Origin of the sequence: Bartonella sp. AP1QHHD, assembly GCF_042196265.1 — a bacterium.
Taxonomy (GTDB): Bacteria; Pseudomonadota; Alphaproteobacteria; order Rhizobiales; family Rhizobiaceae; genus Bartonella.
The window spans coordinates 1-18,635 of sequence record NZ_JBHIPW010000033.1 but is presented as its reverse complement, the minus strand read 5'-3'; the positions used below and the strand labels follow the sequence as shown (position 1 = coordinate 18,635).

General features: G+C 46.1%; 24 protein-coding genes. All 24 read left to right on the top strand.

Annotated elements, in window-relative coordinates; genetic code table 11:
* The first annotated feature begins 3 nt into the window (after positions 1-3).
* Positions 4-621 carry a regulatory protein GemA gene (locus ACFIME_RS03470; protein ID WP_375684492.1) on the top strand — a complete coding sequence of 206 codons (618 nt, stop codon included), beginning with the start codon at positions 4-6 and terminating at the stop codon, positions 619-621.
* Positions 622-627: 6 nt separating this feature from the next.
* The gene (locus ACFIME_RS03465) at positions 628-1,035 is read left to right on the top strand and encodes a helix-turn-helix domain-containing protein (protein WP_375648297.1); all 408 of its coding nucleotides are present in this window, start codon (positions 628-630) and stop codon (positions 1,033-1,035) included.
* Positions 1,036-1,122: 87 nt separating this feature from the next.
* Entirely contained in the window at positions 1,123-1,704 is a 582-nt protein-coding gene (locus ACFIME_RS03460) for a glycoside hydrolase family 19 protein (protein WP_375684491.1), read from the top strand.
* Positions 1,701-1,988, top strand: a complete 288-nt coding sequence (locus tag ACFIME_RS03455; RefSeq protein WP_375612317.1) for a hypothetical protein — start codon at positions 1,701-1,703, stop codon at positions 1,986-1,988. Before ACFIME_RS03460 ends, ACFIME_RS03455 begins: the two co-directional genes overlap by 4 nt.
* Complete coding sequence (locus ACFIME_RS03450; protein WP_375684490.1) at positions 1,981-2,319, top strand: hypothetical protein; 339 nt, start codon at positions 1,981-1,983, stop codon at positions 2,317-2,319. Before ACFIME_RS03455 ends, ACFIME_RS03450 begins: the two co-directional genes overlap by 8 nt.
* The gene (locus ACFIME_RS03445; protein ID WP_375633720.1) at positions 2,312-2,527 is read left to right on the top strand and encodes a hypothetical protein; all 216 of its coding nucleotides are present in this window, start codon (positions 2,312-2,314) and stop codon (positions 2,525-2,527) included. Before ACFIME_RS03450 ends, ACFIME_RS03445 begins: the two co-directional genes overlap by 8 nt.
* On the top strand, positions 2,524-2,838 hold the full coding sequence (locus tag ACFIME_RS03440) for a DUF2730 family protein (protein WP_375607966.1): 315 nt from the start codon (positions 2,524-2,526) through the stop codon (positions 2,836-2,838). Before ACFIME_RS03445 ends, ACFIME_RS03440 begins: the two co-directional genes overlap by 4 nt.
* The gene (locus tag ACFIME_RS03435) at positions 2,835-3,191 is read left to right on the top strand and encodes a hypothetical protein (protein ID WP_375637064.1); all 357 of its coding nucleotides are present in this window, start codon (positions 2,835-2,837) and stop codon (positions 3,189-3,191) included. The genes ACFIME_RS03440 and ACFIME_RS03435 overlap by 4 nt, the downstream gene beginning before the upstream one ends.
* Positions 3,154-3,735, top strand: a complete 582-nt coding sequence (locus ACFIME_RS03430; protein WP_375679946.1) for a phage protein Gp27 family protein — start codon at positions 3,154-3,156, stop codon at positions 3,733-3,735. Before ACFIME_RS03435 ends, ACFIME_RS03430 begins: the two co-directional genes overlap by 38 nt.
* Positions 3,728-5,350, top strand: a complete 1,623-nt coding sequence (locus ACFIME_RS03425) for a hypothetical protein (protein WP_375684489.1) — start codon at positions 3,728-3,730, stop codon at positions 5,348-5,350. Before ACFIME_RS03430 ends, ACFIME_RS03425 begins: the two co-directional genes overlap by 8 nt.
* 12 nt (positions 5,351-5,362) lie before the next feature.
* The gene (locus ACFIME_RS03420) at positions 5,363-6,943 is read left to right on the top strand and encodes a DUF935 domain-containing protein (protein WP_375684488.1); all 1,581 of its coding nucleotides are present in this window, start codon (positions 5,363-5,365) and stop codon (positions 6,941-6,943) included.
* Complete coding sequence (locus tag ACFIME_RS03415) at positions 6,936-8,141, top strand: phage minor head protein (RefSeq protein WP_375684487.1); 1,206 nt, start codon at positions 6,936-6,938, stop codon at positions 8,139-8,141. Before ACFIME_RS03420 ends, ACFIME_RS03415 begins: the two co-directional genes overlap by 8 nt.
* A gap of 415 nt (positions 8,142-8,556) precedes the next feature.
* The gene (locus tag ACFIME_RS03410) at positions 8,557-9,579 is read left to right on the top strand and encodes a phage protease (RefSeq protein WP_375680970.1); all 1,023 of its coding nucleotides are present in this window, start codon (positions 8,557-8,559) and stop codon (positions 9,577-9,579) included.
* Positions 9,580-9,581: 2 nt separating this feature from the next.
* Positions 9,582-9,923, top strand: a complete 342-nt coding sequence (locus tag ACFIME_RS03405) for a hypothetical protein (RefSeq protein WP_375618803.1) — start codon at positions 9,582-9,584, stop codon at positions 9,921-9,923.
* Between the two features lie 12 nt (positions 9,924-9,935).
* A complete protein-coding gene (locus tag ACFIME_RS03400; RefSeq protein ID WP_375680969.1) occupies positions 9,936-10,901 on the top strand; it encodes a capsid protein in 966 nt (321 codons plus the stop codon).
* A 15-nt stretch (positions 10,902-10,916) separates the two neighbouring features.
* Positions 10,917-11,339, top strand: a complete 423-nt coding sequence (locus ACFIME_RS03395; protein ID WP_375624209.1) for a gp436 family protein — start codon at positions 10,917-10,919, stop codon at positions 11,337-11,339.
* A 1-nt stretch (position 11,340) separates the two neighbouring features.
* Complete coding sequence (locus tag ACFIME_RS03390) at positions 11,341-11,835, top strand: phage virion morphogenesis protein (protein ID WP_375683740.1); 495 nt, start codon at positions 11,341-11,343, stop codon at positions 11,833-11,835.
* Positions 11,832-12,353, top strand: a complete 522-nt coding sequence (locus ACFIME_RS03385; RefSeq protein WP_375633872.1) for a hypothetical protein — start codon at positions 11,832-11,834, stop codon at positions 12,351-12,353. Before ACFIME_RS03390 ends, ACFIME_RS03385 begins: the two co-directional genes overlap by 4 nt.
* Positions 12,350-12,943: a baseplate assembly protein gene (locus ACFIME_RS03380; RefSeq protein ID WP_375633870.1), complete on the top strand. Its 594-nt coding sequence runs from the start codon at positions 12,350-12,352 to the stop codon at positions 12,941-12,943. The genes ACFIME_RS03385 and ACFIME_RS03380 overlap by 4 nt, the downstream gene beginning before the upstream one ends.
* Before the next feature lie 12 nt (positions 12,944-12,955).
* A complete protein-coding gene (locus ACFIME_RS03375) occupies positions 12,956-13,156 on the top strand; it encodes a hypothetical protein (protein ID WP_015856807.1) in 201 nt (66 codons plus the stop codon).
* Positions 13,157-13,159: 3 nt separating this feature from the next.
* On the top strand, positions 13,160-13,540 hold the full coding sequence (locus tag ACFIME_RS03370; RefSeq protein WP_375613760.1) for a GPW/gp25 family protein: 381 nt from the start codon (positions 13,160-13,162) through the stop codon (positions 13,538-13,540).
* Positions 13,533-14,399 (top strand): baseplate J/gp47 family protein, encoded by an 867-nt coding sequence (locus ACFIME_RS03365; RefSeq protein WP_375684486.1) that lies wholly within the window; start codon positions 13,533-13,535, stop codon positions 14,397-14,399. The genes ACFIME_RS03370 and ACFIME_RS03365 overlap by 8 nt, the downstream gene beginning before the upstream one ends.
* A complete protein-coding gene (locus ACFIME_RS03360) occupies positions 14,399-15,505 on the top strand; it encodes a phage tail protein (protein ID WP_375684485.1) in 1,107 nt (368 codons plus the stop codon). The genes ACFIME_RS03365 and ACFIME_RS03360 overlap by 1 nt, the downstream gene beginning before the upstream one ends.
* A 1-nt stretch (position 15,506) precedes the next feature.
* On the top strand, positions 15,507-18,635 hold a 3,129-nt coding region (locus ACFIME_RS03355; RefSeq protein ID WP_375684484.1), incomplete at its 3' end, for a Bgr_08870 family protein.

Sequence of the window (18,635 nt, the reverse complement as noted above, 5' to 3'; positions counted from 1 at the left end):
GAGATGTCTTTAGCTGTCCTTCATATGGGAAAACGCGCGTTAGGTCTTGATGATGAGACCTATCGCGCACTGCTCTATCGCTTAACAGGCAAGCAATCGGCGAAAGATTTGAATTTTTCAGAAAAGCACTTGGTTATCGCTGAAATGAAAGCGTTTGGTTTTAAGCCGAATGGGAAGCGTTTAGAGGGGAAATATGCTAAGAAGCTCCAGGCGCTTTGGATTGCTGGGTGGAATCTTGGCATTATTCGTGATCGTTCAGATAAGGCGTTGCTTGCCTTTGTGAAAAGACAGACAGGGATTGATCATATTCGCTTTTTACGCGATAGCGATGATGCATGCAGAGCTATTGAGGCGTTGAAAGGTTGGTTGCAGCGTGAGGGTGGGGTTGACTGGAGAGGAAAAAACCGCGAAGATTCATGGAGGAAGAAACCAAGCATTTCCATTTTGTGTGCCCAATGGAAGTGTTTGAATCCCGATGCTGTGTTTGATGTGGGAGCTTTTCATCAAAGTGTTATGGCGTTAAGTGGTAAAGCTTTGGGTGAGATGAATGGGGGCGACTTTAGAGAAGTTATGAATGTTTGGGGGCGGAAAATCCGTAAAAGTGTTAAAAGCGAGGGGTAAGCATGTATGCAAGAGGAAATCTATAGCGATTTTCCTGCCTTATTGCGTGAAATAGCTGATGTTGCGGGCAGTGAAGCAGCATGGAATATGATGCGGGCTTTTGGTGGACGAGAAGTTTATATACCCGGGCGTCTTGAGAGTGCGGATTGGTTGATTGAAATTGTTGGGTTTGAAGAAGCGCAGCAATTGATCAACCATTTTTGTTTTAATGGTTCGGGTGTGCGCCTTCTTATCCCCCTTGGCAGAGATGCTGAACGGCGGCAAAAAATGGTGCAAGCGTTGCAAAAAGGCTGGTCGGTGGATGCTGCAGCTGCTGTTTCTGGTATGCATGTGCGTACAGCTTATCGCTTGAAAAAGAAAATTTCTTTGCAAGAACCACAAGGTTTATTATTTCCAGAGTTTTATGAGTATTGAGAGTTTTGACTGACAGTGTCAGGCTTATATTGGGGGTTGGAGATCCGATAAACTGCGAATGAATTTTTATGCATTGAGTGGTTTGTTATGATTTCAATAGATGCTTCTTTTCTTCATCGCCTTGCGCCTAAATTGGCGCATCATGCGCGCCAAGATTTTATTATTGTTGAAATGGCACGCGTGTTGCCTAAAGCTTTATCTTATGGGGCACTCACAACACCGTTGCGTATTGCACATTTTTTAAGCCAATGTGCCCATGAGAGTGATGGCTTTTTTACCCTGCGTGAATATGCCTCAGGGCGCGCTTATGAGGGGCGGCGTGATTTAGGCAATGTCAACCCTGGGGATGGGGTGCACTTTAAGGGGCGTGGTTTGATCCAGTTGACGGGGCGCAATAATTATCGCCGTTTTACGAAGTTTTGGCGCTTAGTCGATGAACAAGCGGTTGATTGTGAGGCATTTCCGCAAGAGCTGGAAAAGTTTCCAGCAGCGCTTTGGTCTGCTGTTTGGTTTTGGCAAATGAAAGGCTTGAATAGGCTGGCTGATCAAGATGATTATCTAGGGATTACCAAGGCGATCAATGGGGGAAGAAATGGACTTGTGCAACGTTTGATTTATTTGAACCGCGCCAAAAAGCTTTTGGGACTTGGAGGCGAGGTAAAGGCATGAAGCCCTCTTATCGTGGTTCTAGGCTCTATTTATGGTGGTCCTTTTGGTTTGCTTGGGGGGTTATTTTTTTGCTTGTTTCTGGTGGTTTGTGGGGGGCTCCGCATATTGTTGATATGGCGAGCATTTCTATTCCTTCGATGGTGGCGATTATTGTTGGCAATCTGGGGGTGCATCGTGGCTTTGGCTCGTTGGATTTTTCTAATAGGAAACATTCCCATAAGCGGCATAGCAGCTCCTATGATGGGGTGGAGATAACGAGGTGGGGAGATAAAAGCAATGTTTAGCCCACTTTCAAAACTGTCTTTTGGTCTGCTTTTTTTGGTCAGTGTGATGTTGGCGGCTTTTGGCTTTATGAAAGCGCAAATTTTAAAAGCGGAAAAGGCGCGTGATTTGTATTGGCAGTTGGAGATTGCCAAGGCTTCAGCACGTGCACTGCTTGTACAAGAGCGACAAAGACAAGCAGCGTTGGAAGCTGAGCATCAAGCGCAAGGGGTGATTTCGGCTTTGGAACAAAAGCTTGTGAAAATGGAGGAAGTCAATGCAGTATTGCCAACTACTGGCGGTGGCATTGGGCTTGAGCGTGTGCGCTTGCTCAACACACAAGCCGGTGGGTAGCCTTTCTTATCATTTTTTATCGGTTGAGTTGCCGCCTGTTGTTCGCATGGCGTGTGCCCGCCCAGCTTTATTGCCAGAGCGTGCTTTGAATGCGCGCGAAGTGGTGCATTATTGGAGCCGTGATCGTGCTGCTTTATTGATTTGTGAACAGCGCAGAAAAGCTGCGGAGCGGGCGATTTTAGGCAAAAGAGAGGGGACTTTTAAGTGAATTTGGATATCAGTGTTGCCAATGGCTGGTTGTCTTTATTGTTATCGGTTATTGCGATTTGTGGGGTTTTGAGAGCCTATTTTTCTTCAGGTGCGCGGGAAATGCTGAAAGATATCACGGCGCTTAAAGAGCGTGTGCAAAAGTTAGAAACAGAGATGGACTTTTTGCCTGATCGTGATGCGCTGCAAAGATTGGAAGTGAATATGGAGAAATTGAATGGTCGTCTCAACACGCTTTCTGCACAATTACAACCGGTGGCAGCCATTGGTGAGCGCTTGCAAGAGTTTTTGTTGGAGAATGCCAAGAAATGAAAGCAGATATGGATAAAATCATCCGTGAAGAAGCGCGGTTGATTATTTTAAAAGGGCTTGCTTGTGAGCGCAGCGAAACTTTATCGAGTGCGATGATTGAGCGGCTTTTATACAGTTATGGCATCAGGCGCGATCGCGATTTTGTGCATAATGAATTGGCATGGATGGAAGATCAAGGTGCTGTCACATTAAAACAGGTGGGTTCAGTTTTTCTTGCAGCGTTAACAGAACGGGGAGCGCGTCATTTAGACCGGAGCTTTTCCATTGAGGGGATTAAGCGGCCTAAACGTTCATCAATAAAAGACGAGGTGAAGGATGCGCAAGGTCGGGCGTGGACGTTTAACGGCGATTGATTTATTGCCGCAAGCTTGTGATCAAATTATTGCTGCTGCTGCTGAGGCTTTAAATGGGCGTGAGAAGACGCAAATGGCTATTTATGGTGAGTTTAAAGCGGCTTTGAAGGCTTTACGAAAGGAAACGGGTCTCAGCTTTTCTATTCCCTCTTTTTCCAGTTTTAATCGTTATTCTTTGCGGCTAGCCGTGATGTCAAGGCGCCTAGAACAGACAAGAGAAATTGCAGCAAGTCTTTCCAAGCGTTTTGATGCCAAAGCTTCTGATAATATCACTCTTTTGACGGCGGCAGCGATTAAGGAGTTGATTTTTTCAACGTTGAGCAGTGGGAAAAACCTTTCGCCAAAAGCAGCACAAGAATTAGCCAATGCGCTCAAAGGGGTTTTGGCGGCTGAACATTTATCGACCACCAGACGGCAAAGATTAGAGAAGGATTTTACCACTAAAGCAAGTAAAGCGGTTGATGTGGCAGCAGCAGCGGCGGGGCTCTCAGAAGAAACAGCGCGGGCTATACGTGCGCAGGTGTTGGGGGTTAAAAATGGCTGAACAGCCCTTTTCAAAAAGTCATGTCTTTGATCATCAAAGTGGCTTTGATATTTGGCAGAAAAGTACTTTTCCCAAAGAGAGTGATCCCTTAGCGGAAGGCGTTTTGATGGCGCATCAACGGGCATGGATTGAAGATAAGTCCCCGTTAAAACTGGTTGAAAAGGGTCGGCGGACCGGCATTACTTTTGCAGAAGCTTTGGATGATACACTGATTGCGGCGGCGGCACGTGAAGCGAGGGGCGATAATGTTTTTTATATTGGTGACACCAAAGACAAGGGGCGGGAATTTATTGGCTATGTGAGCAATTTTGCTTCGGCAATTACGAGCCATAGTGGGGATGTTGAGGAATTTTTATTCTCTGATCAAAGGGCGGATGGTTCAACAAAATATATCTCTGCTTATCGGGTGCGTTTTGCTTCGGGGTTTCGGGTTGAGGCGCTTTCTAGCCGCCCTGAAAATATTCGCGGACTACAGGGCATTGTGGTGATTGACGAGGCGGCGTTTCATCAAGATGTGCGCTCTGTTTTGGATGCTGTCAATGCTTTGCTCATTTGGGGAGGCAAGATCCGTGTGATCTCCACCCATAATGGTGTGCTCAATCCTTTCAATGAACTGATCCGTGAGGCGAAAGCAGGTAAGGTTCCTTTTTCTGTGCATTGTTACCCCTTTGGTGTTGCTGTTAAAAATGGCTTGTTTAAACGGGTTTGTGCCATGAAGGGGGAGGTGTGGAGTTTAGCATCTGAGCAACAATGGGAAGAGCAAATTCGTGCCTCTTATGGGGTGCGTTTGGCTGCTATGCGCCAAGAATTAGATGCCATACCAGCTGATCAAGAAGGGGCTGCTTTAACACGTTTGCAGATTGAAAATTGTTGTGCTCTGGGTATTGCGGTGTTGCGTTTTGCTTGTGTGGATGATTTTAAAAATCAATCGGAACATCAACGAAGTGTTGCTGCTTTTGCTTGGTGTGAGAAACATATAAAACCTCTTCATATTGGGCTTGACCGGCGGCGCCAACATGTTTTTGGTGTTGATTTTGCCAGATCGGGCGATGCGACATCGATTGTGGTGATGGAGGTGGGACAAGATTTGGTGCGCCGTGTCCGGTTTATGGTGGAATTGCGCAATACGCCGTTTGATCAACAAAGAGAGATTTTATTTTATGGGGTGAATGGTTTGCCGCGTTTGATGGGCGGCGCGTTAGATGCGCGGGGCAATGGGGCTTATTTAGCCGAAAAAGCGGCGCAACGTTATGGAGCTCTTGTGAAGGAAGTGCCCTTGTCACAAAGTTGGTATGGCAAGGAAATGCCGGCTTATTTGGAAGCTTTTGGGGATGGGACGATTGTTTTGCCGCGCGATAGTGACATTGTTGCCGATCATCAAGCGCTTGCTTATGTCAATGGCATTGTGAAAATTCCAGACAATCATCGTTTTAAAGGCAGTGATGGTTTTATGCGCCATGGTGATAGCGCGATTGCTTGCGCTTTGGCTTATTTTGCCAGCCGCCAAACTCCTGAAATTTATGATTATACACCTGTGAGAGAGGCTTATCGTTTTGATGAAAGCTCGCTCTTTTCAACGCCTTTTTTTTCAACAATGCGATCAAAGATTTATTGATGGGATGATGAGATGGTAAAACTTTTAGATCAGTGGGGCAGGGCGCTTAATATCAAAGGGTTGGAGAGAGAAGTCGCAAGCCCTACCGTTGGCGGTGTTCGTGATGTGTGGTCACAAACCATTGTCAGTGGTCTGACCCCTGCGCAACTTGCTGATATTTTACAACAGGCAGCAGAGGGTCATCCAGAGCAGTTTTTCCAACTTGCCGATGATATGGAAGAGCGTGATTTGCATTATCGTGCTGTGCTTGGCATGCGTAAAAATGCTCTTACAGGGGTGGAGCCTGGAGTGATTGCCGCAAGCAGCAGTGCACAGGACAAAAAGATAGCAGATGCGGTGCGGGAAGTGATTAGTGCACCTACCTTTGTTGATGATTATGTCACGGATTTGTTAGATGCTTTGGGAAAAGGCTATGCGGTTGTTGAAACTTTGTGGGACAAGAGTGCCAAGGAATGGTGGCCGGTTGCTTGGAAATGGCGTGACCAGCGGTTTTTTCAATTGGATCGACGGGATGGTTTTCATTTGCGTTTAAAAGAAGAGGGCTCTTTGCATGGAAGTGAATTGCCTGCTTATAAATTTTGCATTCATCGCCCAAAGTTAAAAAGCGGTTTGCCTATTCGCACGGGGCTTGCACGGCTTGCGGCTTGGGCATTTTTGTTTAAGTCTTATACCTTGAAAGATTGGATGGCTTTCTTAGAAGTTTACGGTATGCCTTTGCGTGTGGGCAAATATGGGGCGAGCTCTTCTCATGAGGAACGACGGGTTCTCATTCAAGCGGTGCGTGATTTATCCAGTGATGCGGCAGCGATTATTCCCAAAGAAATGGAGATTGAATTTATTGAAGCGGCAGGGGGCAGTGGCAATGCGGTTTTTGGTGTCAAGGCGGAATATTTAGATCGGCAGATTTCAAAGGGTGTGTTGGGACAAACGATGACGACGGATGATGGTTCGTCCTTTTCGCAAGCGCGCATTCATGAAAATGTGCGTCATGATATTGCCAGAGCTGATGCACGGCAATTGGCATTGACAGCCAATCGTGATTTGATTGTGCCTTTTGTTGAGATTAATTTTGGGCGCCAAGAGCGCTACCCCCTTGTCTATTGGCCGATTTCGGAAAATGAAGATATTAAAGCGATTAGTGATGCGCTGGAAAAACTTGTGCCTTTAGGTTTGCGTGTTGGGGCGCAAGAAGTGCGCAATAAGATTGGTTTTTCGCAACCAAAAAAGGAAGAGGATGTTTTAAAGGCTCCTGATAATGCGCTTGATGATGAGAGGGGAGAAAAGGCTCATGTTTGTGCTGATTGTGGAGGTGTTTTTGATGTTTCTGTGACAAGAGAGAGCAAGGGTGCAAAAGAGAAGGGTGGGAAATATCACGACGAATTGGACCGGCTTTCACAAGAAGCTTTAAGTGACTGGGAAGAGGACTTAGAACCCCTTTTAGAGCCTTTTAAAAAGCTTGTAAGAGAAGCAACAAGTTATGAGGATATCCTAAAAGGCTTAGATGAATTATTGGGTGAGATGGATCATCATGCATTAGCAGCGCGCTTGGCAAAAGTACAAATGATTGCACGTGGGCTTGGGTATCATGGATGAGGAACTTTTTAAAACCGCCCCTAAAGAGGTCACCCGTTATTTTGAAGCCAAGGCACTTGTTCCAAGCTTTGATTGGCGTGATATAGCACCAGAAGAACATACCTTTTCCTTTACGGTGGCAAAATCGCTAGGCTATGATATTTTGGAGGATTTTAAGCGAGCGGTTGGAGAAGCCATAAAGCATCAAGTTCCTTTTCAAGATTTTCAAAAAAATTTGATGCCGATTTTACAGGAAAAGGGTTGGTGGGGTAAAAAGACCAGCATTGACCCCAAAACTGGTGAAAAGAGCGTGGTACAATTGGGCAGCCCACGGCGTTTAGAAACGGTCTATTGGGCCAATACCATGAGTGCGCATGCGGCAGGTGAGTGGGAGCGCACACAAAATAATAAAGAATTTTTGCCCTATCTCACCTATGCTTTGTCAAGTTCAGAACATAAGCGTTTAGAACATGAAAGTTGGGTGGGGTTTACCGCACCTGTTGATGATCCGGTTTGGGATTGGCTTTATCCGCCCAATGGTTGGCGGTGTAAATGCAGTGTGCGACAGGTAAGCCGTTATGAAGCAGAAGATTTAGGCTATGAAGAGGGGGCAGAGCCACTTCATGTTGAAAAGCAGGTTTGGCACAATAAACGGACGGGGAAAGTTGAGAAGATACCAAAGGGGATTGATCCTGGTTGGCATTCTAATCCTGGGAAACATCGGGCGCAAAATTTAAGCAATTTTTTGAGTGATAAAATTTCTGTGATGGGGGACAATGACAAACGCATTGCCATTGAAGATATTGTGGGTTCGCCAATTTTGGAAGCCATGTTTGAAGGACGGATGCCTCGCGGGTTTATACCCATTGCACCGATACCACAAAAGGTGGGTGATGTTTTTGCAGCGGAAAATTCTCTTATTCGCTTATCCGCAGACAGTGTGAAACATATTTTGTTAGAGCATCAAGCGCGTGATCTTCACTTGGATGATTTTCGTGGCGCCATTCAAACACTCATTCGCCCCCATGGAATTATCAGGCGAAAAGGTGTACCGAGCGTTGTGTTTTTGGGTGAAAATGATGGGGTATGGTGGCGCTTAGCGGTCAAATTTGTAGCAAGCAAACAAGAATGGTGGTTGACCTCCATGCATAAAAAAAGCTCTAGAGAAATTGGACGCTTATTGGATGCGGCTGAAAAAAAGGGCGAGAGGTTGTTGTAAAGAAAACACCGGAAAGACCTGCTGGCTTTTGTGAAATGAGAAGGCGTGGAGGGCGGTCAACTCCTCGCAGATCCGGTAAAACCGTCCTGGCAAAACTGGCTCACGCCTTACCTCCAATGATATAATGTTTTTAAGCCAAAAAGCAATCTTTAAAAAAACGGCTTGAGAGGGGCTTTTTTTGTATAAGACGATAAATTGTACCTCTAACTTCACGACGGCGCTCTATCGCCTTTGAAGTGCCTTTGAAAACGATTTTATGGGATGGTTTGGCACGGGGGTTTCTCTCACAAGGAGAATAATAGGGAAAAGAGTGCTTTTTGAGAAATGCTCTTTTGACTGACAGTGTCAGACTTATAGTGGGAGTAAGTTTCATGCATTGTATTGCCAATGACAATTGTAAAGCAATAGGCAATGTATGGAACAGGAATTTCACGAAGATCAAAAAGATGGGGATGCAGAAACATTTCATGCTGCGTTAATAGATCTCTGTCCAGACGTTTTATGCCAAGACATTTCATGTGAAGACGCCACCGTTAGCCAAGCGCCTGAATGGGTAGAGCTTTTGCCCAAAGCGCCCCATGTGAAGGCACGTGATGGACGACAATGGCATTATAACCCGCAAACTATTTTAAAAGCCTTTGCAGCCAATAAAGGACCGCTTGTGATTGATTATGAGCATGGGCAACATCACCGTGCGAGAAATGGTTTAGAAGCACCTGCCAGTGGCTGGATTGAAGAATTAGCAGAGCGGGATGGTGCGATTTGGGGGCGTGTTAAATGGACCGATATGGCCGCTAAAAAGATTGTTGCCCGAGAATATCGCTATCTTTCGCCGGAGTTTCGCCATTCCAAGAAAGGTGAAATTTTAAATTTAGCAGGTGCTGGTTTGGTGAACCGTCCAGCCCTTGTCATGACGGCTTTAAGCCGTGAACAGCCTTCCCCTATAACTTTGACGGAGAAAATGATGGATTTGACAGCCATTGCCAGTGCACTATCGCTGGCAGAAGATGCTAAAGCGGATGAGATTTTAGCAACGCTTAAAGCGCGCGAAAAAGAACGCGCGGAATTAAATTCCCAATTAACAAAGATGCAAGAAGATTTAGCGCTTTTGCAAGAAGAGCAGAAAAATACAGCTATTGAGAGCCTTTTAGACAAGGCCATTGAAGAGGGCAAAATTTTGCCTGCTGCCCGCGAGGAATATCGTGCACTCTGTAGCCTTGAAGGGGGTGTGGAACATTTTAAAAGTTTGGTCGAGAAGTTGCCGGCGCTTGCCGCTAGGAGTCCTTTGGAGACCTCTTGTCTCAAGCAAGAACCAAAGCTTGCGCCAGAAGAGATTGCTGTTGCGGCACGCCATTATAAGGAAGAGCAGAAGCAAAAAGGGTGGGATATCACCATTAGCCAAGCAGTTGATTATATTTGCGAACAAAAGGAGCGCTAATCATGAGTACGATGATTTTAATTAAATCTTTTCGCGCCATAGATGTGATTTCACCTTATTGCATTGTTGCAGCGCGCACTGAGGGAATGGTGGCAACGGCTTCTGGTAAGGGTGATAAATTATTAGGGACTGCTGGGTCATTGAGTGCAAAGGCTGGTGAGATGCTTGATGTTGGCCAATGTGGTTGGGGCGAAGTGGTTTGTGGAGGCAATGTTTCCTTTGGTGATTTTTTGACCTCTGACCCCAAAGGACACGCCATTAAAGCGGAAGCCGCAGATCGCACCATTGGTATTGCCATGAGTGATGGTTCTGCTGGTGATGTTATTTCTTTTAAAATTAATTAATCGAGGCTTATGATGAACAGACCTTTTCCCATTGATCCAACACTCACCGCTATTGCTATTGGTTATCGCAATCCAGCTGGCTCTCTTATTGGCGATAGAGTTTTGCCCCGTGTTTCTGTTTTAAGTGAAGTGTTTAAATATAGTGAATTTCCCTTAGCGGAAAATTTTACCGTGCCTGAACTTGAGATTGGGCGGAAAGGGCGCCCGAATGTGGTGGAATTTTCTGCCTTTGAACGGGAAGCCAGTGTCAAAGATTACGGACTTGATGATCTTATCCCCAATTCAGATATTGAAGCAGCGGCACGCGCACGAGCAGAAAAGCGCTCTCGTTATAACCCCGAAAAGACAGCTGTAGAGGGACTTGCCAATTTGCTAGAATTGGGGCGTGAAGTGCGTGTTGCAGCGCTTGTGCAAAGAAGTGAAAATTATGCACCAGAGCGGGTGATAACACTTAAAGGTGAGAATAAATTTAGCGATTATGAGAAATCTGATCCTTATGCTGTTTTAGATGAGGCCATGGATAAAAGTCTCGTCTATACACCCAACACCATTGTTATGGGCAAAGTTGTTTGGTCAAAACTCAAACGTCATCCCAAAATCATTAAAGCCGTTAAAGGAGGTGGCACTGCTGATGGTTTTGTCACCAAGGCGCAATTTGCTGATCTGATGGAAATACACCCCGATCGTTTACTCATTGGTGAATCGCAAGTGAATTTGGCCCGCAAAGGGCGTTCGGCACAATTGGCACGCGTGTGGGGCAATAAGATTGCACTGCTTTATATTGACCCTACCAAACAACAGGCAGATGGTTCGGTGATCAGTTGGGGTTTTAGCGCCCAGTTGGGCGAACGTTTGTCTGGAGTGATCCAAGATCCAGATATCGGCTTATCAGGCGGCAAACGGGTGCGTGTGGGGGAACGTGTGTGTGAATTGGTTGCCGCAAAAGATGCCGGTGTTTTGTTGCAAGAAGTTGTCTAAGGGAAACTTTTAAACATGGCTTATGCAAGCAAAACATTGATTGAAGAGCTCTGGGGTGATGACTTCTTGGATGATTTGTGTGGGATGGATGAGAACTCTGATCCAGTTTTTTCAGAGCAAGCCATTGCCCGCGCGCTCGAACAGGCAAGTGGTGAGATTGATGTGCATTTGTCTCATCGCTACTCAATCCCCATTGCTGGACAGCCAGCGGCTCTGGGTATGATCTGTGTCAATATTGCTGTTTATAATTTAGCCATACGCCATACGGCACTGACCACGACTATTGAAGATCGTTACAAACAGGCGGTTGAACTCTTGAAACGCATTGCGGAAGGCAAAGCGGGTTTAGGCATAGATGAACCTAAAATTATGAGCGAAGATGGACCGGTTCGTGATGGGGCTTTTTTTCATGCCAAGCCGCGTTTGATGGGAAGATAATATGTCTGTTGCAACCCATATTGAGATTAAAGAGACAGGGCTTGAAGCGGCTTTATCCTTTTTGCAAAAGGGAGCTGATAGCTCGATGGGGACTTTGGCACAAGGGGTTGGGCGTCTCATTCAAGAAAGCACAAGGCGGCGGATTCAAAGTGAAAAAATGTCTGCTCAAGGAGAGAAGTGGAAAAACAATCATGCCCGTACCTCCATTCTTTTTGCCAGTGGGGCGCTTTCACGCTCCATTGATATGAAAGCTTCACCAGAACAGGTGATTGTGGGCTCTGGGTTGGTTTATGCGCGGATTCATCAATTGGGTGGGGTTATTCGCCCGAAAAATGGCAAGACACTGCGCTTTTTTCTTAAAAGCGGCAATGCACACCGCTTTGTTTGTGTGCATCAAGTGACCATGCCCGCACGCCCTTATTTGGGGCTTTCAGAGCACAATAAAGTGGAAATTGTCAAAGCGACAGAAGATTGGCTGGAAAGGGTCTTTTCATGAGTCAAACGATCACACAAGCAGGGCGCATTAATCAGTTTCGTGAAGCGGTGATAAGAAGCCTTAAAGGCGCTTTACCGGATGTGCGTGATTGCGGCTGTCAATTTGGACGTTTTAACTTAGAAGAGCTTGAAACACAGATGCTGGTGGCTCCAGCAATACGGGTTGCGGTGTTAGAAAGCCGTTTGAATCCTGTAGCAAGTGGGCACATGAGTGCGGATCTTCATTTAGGGGCTTTTATTATTACCACAGGTAAAGAGCGTGATGTTTCCAGTTGGCTTTTAGCAGAAGCCATTGCGGTGCTTTGTCATAGCGGGCAATTGTGGGGACTAACGCATTTGAGTGCCCCGCGTGAGGTGCAAATTGAACCGATTATCTCTGCGGCGATTAAGCAGCGTGGTGTATCGATAAGCGTGGTGGAATGGCACCAAGATTTGCATCAGTTGGGACAGGATATTTTTTGTGATGAAGGACAACTCAAAAGTGGTTTGATTTCATGTGATGATGAGGTGTTGCCATGAATGATGCGCATTTGTTGAGTGACACCTTGCGACAAATAATGAAGCGTCTTGATGCGCTTGAACGCTGTCTTGCCAACCAGCACATGATTGGGCGGGTTGTGCAAGTTGATGGCCATAGGGTGCGGGTGAAACTTTCCGAACAGGGTTCCAATGGACAAGCGGTTTTATCGCCTTGGCTACAAGCGCAAGAAGCTTCTGGCGCTCTCTCAAGCAATATGCCCCTCCATGTTGGTGATCCGGTGCGGTTGTTAAACCCCCATGGCGAAATTGGTTCTGCTTCTCTGGTGGTGCGCGATAGCTATAGTGAGGATGCGCCTAATCCCGCACGCTCGCCGCGAGAGCTTGCTCTGTGTTATGCCGGTGGCGCTTTGCGAATGACAAAAGATGAACTTATTCTCTCCCATGGGGAAAACCAAATCCATTTGAGTGAAAAAGGTTTGGTGCTTTCTCATCAATCAACCCGTGTTGAATTAACGGGCAGTGTGCATATTCAAGCAGAAGATTTGCAGCACAATCAAAAATCTGTTGGCGCAAGCCACAAACACGGTGGGGTCAAAATGGGTCCTTCCACAACCTCTTCCCCTCTTTAAAGGAGTTTTATCATGCGTGAGAACACTTATGTTATTTTAACAAATGCCGATTTTGTTGCAGGCAAGCGTTCACCGGGCAAGGGTGAGGAAATTTGTTTAAGTGAGGAAGCGGCTAAATATCCGTTGCTGCTTGGTCAGATCGCTGAAAAACCAGCACCTGTTGTTTCTGCGCCCCCAACTGTTTCTACCACAAAGACAAGCAAAGGTGCTTAAAGCATGCGGTGCGGGATGAGCGAAAAGGATGGCTCTCTTTTATATGGCTTTGCGCATTGTCAACAGTCACTTCGTAAATGTCTGACGACAAGAATTGGGACACGGGTTTTGCGTCGTCATTATGGATGTGATGTTGGAGCATTCCAAGATGCCAATGCTGATCCTGCGACGATGATGCAGCTTTATCAAGCAATTGTTGAAGCACTCGATGATCCAGAGTGTGGAGAGCCTGGGTTTTCGTTGCAGAGGATTGATCTGACAAAAGCAACGCGTGAAGGCACGTTCCATTTTGTTTTAACGGGTGTTTTTTATCCCAATGGGCATTTGGGAGATTGGTCACACCAAGAGCCAATGAGCATCAATTTAGAGGTTGGTGATGACTGAGTTTGAACCTTTACCCTTTTCACAGATTCCTTTGCCACAAATTATTGAAGAGCTTTCTGTTGAAGCAATTTTAGAGCAAAAGATCACGCGTTTGACTGAGCTTTTTGCAGCGCATCATATTCCTTATAATGTGGAAAAGACGGCTTATGATCCGGTTGTCATTCAATTGCAAGCGGCGGCTTATGAAGAGTTGCTATTGCGCCAGCGAATTAATGAAGTAGCGCGGGATAATTTACTCACATTTGCCCATGGAACAAGTTTAGATCATTTGGGGGATTTTCATGGGGTCACGCGCCTTTTGGATGAAGATGATGAGCGTTTGCGCCGCCGCATTCGCTTGAATAGACAAGGACATTCCACAGGTGGCACAGCGCCACGTTACCAATATTTTGCCCTCTCAAGCGATATCCATGTCAAAGATGCTTTTGTTTATCGTGAGGGTAAAAGTCCGCTTATTCATGTTGCGCTTTTTAGTGACGCTCCTTCAGGGGTGGCTGATGAGGCTTTAATTGCAAAGGTGCAAGCAGCCCTTGATGCCCCCCATGTTAAAATGACCAATGACCACATCCTTGTGAAAAGCGCGGTACAGCGGATGATCAATGTTTCTGCTGATTTTTGGTTGTTACCGGATGAAGGCTCCTTTGTTTTGGAAAGAGCGGAGCAGAATTTAAGAGCAGAATGGGCGCGTGCGCAAAGGCTTGGGCGTGATTTGTCTTTAAGTTGGATACTAAGCCGCTTGATGGTTGAGGGCGTTCACCATGTGAACATAACGCAACCTTTTGAGGATATTTTGGTCGCACCTGATGAAGCAGTCGCACTAGGGGATATTGTTTTGTTTGAACGGGGGCGTGCTTATTGATGCTTTCCTCACTTTTGCCCCCGAATTCGAGCTTGTTTGAACGTTGTTTTGCAGAAGCAATGGCTCTTGAACTTCACGTTAAAACGGCACTCGAAGAAATACCCCGTGCGAAATTTATCACGCGTCCGCCTTCTTGGTTGCCCTTTTTAATTGATGAATATGGCTTACAAGAATTAAACCCTTATTTCTCTAACCTTTATGATTTAATTGATCAGGGTCTTGCATGGCAAAATATTCGCGGCTCCCTTGCGGCAATAGAGATGGGGCTTGAATGGCTAGGGATTTCGGCACGCTTTCAACCCGCATGGACAGGGCGAGCATGGTGGAATTCCTTTCAACTTGATTTTGATCAGTTGCCTGAACGGAAAAGCCTTGAAGCCATTGAAGCGATTACCGACCTTTCCAAAAGTTTGCGCTCTGATTTTCGTCGTGGGACCTATGGTTATGATGTGCAAGCTGTTGAATGCAATATGTCACGCCTTGATGACAGCATGTTGGAGTATGAAAGCGGTGTTCGTTTAACAGCTGGGGACACTTTGTTTTCCTTTGGACGCACAACAGAAATCAATCACACGCTCACAAGAGAAGAAGGCAGGCTTATTGGTAATTGGATAGATGATGGGGATGAAGAGTTAAGCTGGGACCTTATTGATTATCCATGGGATATGGCAAATTTTCCGTGGTGTTCGGTCAAAAAACATGAACGCGATATACTCATGGCAGAGTGGTTTAGCAACCGCACGCTTTATCTCGTGTTAAGAGACAGCCCAAATAGCGTGATTGGGTATCGCAGATGCTATGCTGTAGCGCCTGTCGAACAGGCTTTGGATGGTGTGTATAGCCATTGTGGTAACAGATTCCAGCCCTCCTCGATGGGCACGGCGCTTTTTCTGGCAGCCCGCACAGATTTTGAAGATGTTGAGGACAAACAAGCCGCCTCTGTTTCCCTTCTCGTTCATGGCTCTCTTGCACAACAAACCCCTCCTGGCAAACTTTGGTTAGGATTTGGTGAACTACGTGGTGGTGTAGAGATACTCAAAACGCCTGTCACTATTCCTTTGCGTGCCGATGTTCGCGAACAATTCAAGATTTTATTGAGGTTTTAATATGAAGCATGAAAGTGGTTTACCCTTTGCAATTGACAGATCGGTAGGCAAAGAGGAACAACAAAGCGTGGTGTTTTATGGCAAGCGCCCTTTTCTTCAAAGTGGTGAACTCAATGAGGTTCAAACCATCATCAGGGGGCGTCATGACCGTTTGGGGCGCCTTGTGGCACAAGAAGGAGACCGCGTTGAACGCGCTGATGCTTTTGTCAATAAAGAGACAAGGACTGTCACGTTAACAGAGGGCAAAATTTATATCACAGGCGATATTTTCCCCGTTGCACCAGCTGTACTCAACAATGTTGCCATGATTGGGCGTGTGGAAATTGGTGTGAAGCTGCAAAAAAAATGGATAACTCATGAAGAGGATCCAGAGCTGTTGGGGCAAGTTGCCGGCAGTTTGGCAGAAGGAGAGCCCGGAGCGGCACGCGAAGTCGCAAAACTTGTCTGGGCTCTCAAAGATGATGAGCAGCAAGGGGCTTTCTTTCCGGTCTATATCTTACAAGATGGCGTTTTGATTGATCAAAAATCGCCCTCACTGCTTGAACCGGCCATGCAAGCTATTGCGACGTACGACCGCGCCCATGGGCATTATATCGTGGGGGGATGCCGTGTAAGTGCATTGGGAGCCAATAACGGTTGCCAAGTGTTTAGTATTCAAGAAGGAGAAGCCAATATCAATGGCTTTAAACGCAAACGCTTAGCGGCTTTGCGCCATGAAGAGCCAGAGGATTTTTCGACAAGCGTTGTTCCAAGCGAAACGCATATTTTTGCGCCCCCAAAAGGGAAAACAAGTTTCACCTTTAAACCCTATTATTTTCCTATTGCTGATATTCAGTCTCTTTTGTTGACAAAAGAAAAAACCGTTACCGTCACCCGCGGTGCGGTTGCCGCAGGGCGTGATGGTGTTCCTGATAAAAGCATCACCGCGTTTATCAAAATCGTTCAAGGAACTAAAGAATTTAAAGAAGGAACGGATTTTAAAAAAACCGGAGACACCATTGATTGGGCACCGGTGGGAGACGAACCTTTAGCAGGGAGCAGCTATAAGGTGACTTACCGCTATCGCGCAAAAATCACGGCTGATAAGGTAACAGCGCAGGAAATCACTGTCTCAGGTGGGGCGCAAGGTGGTGATATTATCGTCAGTTACACTTACAAACTCCCCCGCATTGACCGCATAGGACTGAACACAGGGGGCAATGTGGTTTACATCAAAGGTATCTCAGTAGATCATCCCATGGCACCCAGTGTCCCTGATGATGTGTTGTCCCTTGCAACCATTACCAACAATTGGCTTGAAACGCCGGTTGTGGTCAATGATGGCACACGGGTTGCCCCCTATGATGAAATGTGGCGCTATTTTCAACGGGTGCTTTCGCTTGATCGATTGATGCAATTAGAGCGTATTAAAAGCAATGTTGACTCTAAAGAACCTGTTGCCAAAAAGGGCATGTTTGCAGACCCTTTTCTTGATGATAGTTACAGAGATGAAGGCTTTCAACAAACGGGGGCTGTAGGCAACGGCATTTTACAGCTCGCCATTGACCCAACATTCTATACTACTCCTTTAAAAGCGCCTGTCACCCTTGACTGGACAAATGAAGTGATCATTGCGCAAGAGTTGACAACCGCTTGCGAAAAGATCAACCCCTATCAAAATTTTGCACCCCTGCCTGGTACAGTAACCCTTGAACCCGCAACAGACTTCTGGCATGAACAACGCACCGATTGGCTCTCGGGTATCACCAATCAAATCATTATGGGAAAACATCGCGGCAGTACCATACGTAGAACAGAAGTAAGCGATAATTTCATCAACACACACCAAGAACAAATCGACTTTTTAAGACAAATTACCCTTCACTTTAAAATTGAAGGTTTTGGCAGTAGCGAAATCTTGGAAAGTCTTACCTTTGATGGTGTGAATGTTTTACCAAAAACAAAGCTTGTTGCCGATAGACAAGGCACCCTTGAAGGCACTTTCACGATTCCTAAAAACATTACCGCTGGCACAAAAAACGTTGTGGCACGGGGAAAAGGTGGAACAACGGCAACGGGGCTTTTTACCGGTCAAGGTGTGATTGATGTGAAAGTGATGCGGCGCACCACCACGGTGAAGATCTGGACGCAATTTGACCCACAAGCCCAAGTCTTTACCCCTGATGAAACACGGCAAATCACCGGTATTGACTTTCATCTTTGCAAAATCGGCAATCAGAACCATGATCTGGTGATTGATTTGGTGACAACCGAAAACGGCTATCCGACCGCCGATATTCAAGCACAAAGCTTTTATTCTATGAAGGAGGCAAAGCTAGGTTGGGCAGAGGCACGCTATGATGTACCACTCCTTGTGATGGATGACCGCTTAACGGCTTTCGTTATCAAGACAGATGATGCTGATCATTCTGTTTCACTGGCAAAGCTTGGAGATTTTGATGCAGAACACCAGAGATATGTCTCAAGCCACCCTTACGTGACCGGTCCACGCTTTTCTTCTGTCAATGCTAGGAGCTGGACCGCTCATCAAGATGAAGCCTTAGCCTTTCGGGTGTTGGCGGCACGCTATACACAAACAGAAAAGATTGTCGATTTAGGCACCTTTGACCTTGTGGACTGCTCTGATTTGCAAGTACGCGCAGCCATTGAATTGCCTAAAGAGGGGCGTTTTATCAGTTCTGAATTCCCAATCTTGCGGGAAAACTTGACCAAAATTGATCAAGCTCTTTTGGCTGTTGAGGAAAAGGTAGACGAAAAAGCGCCTTCAAAACACACGCATAGCATAAGTGATGTCGCAGATCTAGAAAGCGCTCTCAATGGCAAAATGGCAGCGGATAAAACTTTCTCATTTGCTGATTTAAGCCATATCGAAGGCGCAAAAGATGCCGCAAATAATTATGTTCTCTATAAATCAAGCAATAATAACTTCACCTTTGGCAGTGCTGTCTCACTGTTAGGTGCGCATCAACATAAAACCGAAGATATCGTGGGTCTTGATGATTTTAGAGCCAAGATCAATGAAGATCTCACAAGCTATGGTCGCTTAGCCAGCCCAAATGAATGGCAAAGTTATAATAAATTTACCAGCAAAATCACTATGAGTGGTGGCTTAGAACTGTTGGGTAATTCG

Excerpts from the sequence above, each read along its gene's own strand:
- ACFIME_RS03470 (WP_375684492.1), top strand. The coding sequence starts at position 4 with ATGTCTTTAGCTGTCCTTCATATGGGAAAACGCGCGTTAGGTCTTGAT.
- ACFIME_RS03465 (WP_375648297.1), top strand. The coding sequence starts at position 628 with ATGCAAGAGGAAATCTATAGCGATTTTCCTGCCTTATTGCGTGAAATA.
- ACFIME_RS03460 (WP_375684491.1), top strand. The coding sequence starts at position 1,123 with ATGATTTCAATAGATGCTTCTTTTCTTCATCGCCTTGCGCCTAAATTG.
- ACFIME_RS03455 (WP_375612317.1), top strand. The coding sequence starts at position 1,701 with ATGAAGCCCTCTTATCGTGGTTCTAGGCTCTATTTATGGTGGTCCTTT.
- ACFIME_RS03450 (WP_375684490.1), top strand. The coding sequence starts at position 1,981 with ATGTTTAGCCCACTTTCAAAACTGTCTTTTGGTCTGCTTTTTTTGGTC.
- ACFIME_RS03435 (WP_375637064.1), top strand. The coding sequence starts at position 2,835 with ATGAAAGCAGATATGGATAAAATCATCCGTGAAGAAGCGCGGTTGATT.
- ACFIME_RS03430 (WP_375679946.1), top strand. The coding sequence starts at position 3,154 with ATGCGCAAGGTCGGGCGTGGACGTTTAACGGCGATTGATTTATTGCCG.
- ACFIME_RS03425 (WP_375684489.1), top strand. The coding sequence starts at position 3,728 with ATGGCTGAACAGCCCTTTTCAAAAAGTCATGTCTTTGATCATCAAAGT.
- ACFIME_RS03420 (WP_375684488.1), top strand. The coding sequence starts at position 5,363 with ATGGTAAAACTTTTAGATCAGTGGGGCAGGGCGCTTAATATCAAAGGG.
- ACFIME_RS03415 (WP_375684487.1), top strand. The coding sequence starts at position 6,936 with ATGGATGAGGAACTTTTTAAAACCGCCCCTAAAGAGGTCACCCGTTAT.
- ACFIME_RS03410 (WP_375680970.1), top strand. The coding sequence starts at position 8,557 with ATGGAACAGGAATTTCACGAAGATCAAAAAGATGGGGATGCAGAAACA.
- ACFIME_RS03405 (WP_375618803.1), top strand. The coding sequence starts at position 9,582 with ATGAGTACGATGATTTTAATTAAATCTTTTCGCGCCATAGATGTGATT.
- ACFIME_RS03400 (WP_375680969.1), top strand. The coding sequence starts at position 9,936 with ATGAACAGACCTTTTCCCATTGATCCAACACTCACCGCTATTGCTATT.
- ACFIME_RS03395 (WP_375624209.1), top strand. The coding sequence starts at position 10,917 with ATGGCTTATGCAAGCAAAACATTGATTGAAGAGCTCTGGGGTGATGAC.
- ACFIME_RS03390 (WP_375683740.1), top strand. The coding sequence starts at position 11,341 with ATGTCTGTTGCAACCCATATTGAGATTAAAGAGACAGGGCTTGAAGCG.
- ACFIME_RS03385 (WP_375633872.1), top strand. The coding sequence starts at position 11,832 with ATGAGTCAAACGATCACACAAGCAGGGCGCATTAATCAGTTTCGTGAA.
- ACFIME_RS03380 (WP_375633870.1), top strand. The coding sequence starts at position 12,350 with ATGAATGATGCGCATTTGTTGAGTGACACCTTGCGACAAATAATGAAG.
- ACFIME_RS03375 (WP_015856807.1), top strand. The coding sequence starts at position 12,956 with ATGCGTGAGAACACTTATGTTATTTTAACAAATGCCGATTTTGTTGCA.
- ACFIME_RS03370 (WP_375613760.1), top strand. The coding sequence starts at position 13,160 with ATGCGGTGCGGGATGAGCGAAAAGGATGGCTCTCTTTTATATGGCTTT.
- ACFIME_RS03365 (WP_375684486.1), top strand. The coding sequence starts at position 13,533 with ATGACTGAGTTTGAACCTTTACCCTTTTCACAGATTCCTTTGCCACAA.
- ACFIME_RS03360 (WP_375684485.1), top strand. The coding sequence starts at position 14,399 with ATGCTTTCCTCACTTTTGCCCCCGAATTCGAGCTTGTTTGAACGTTGT.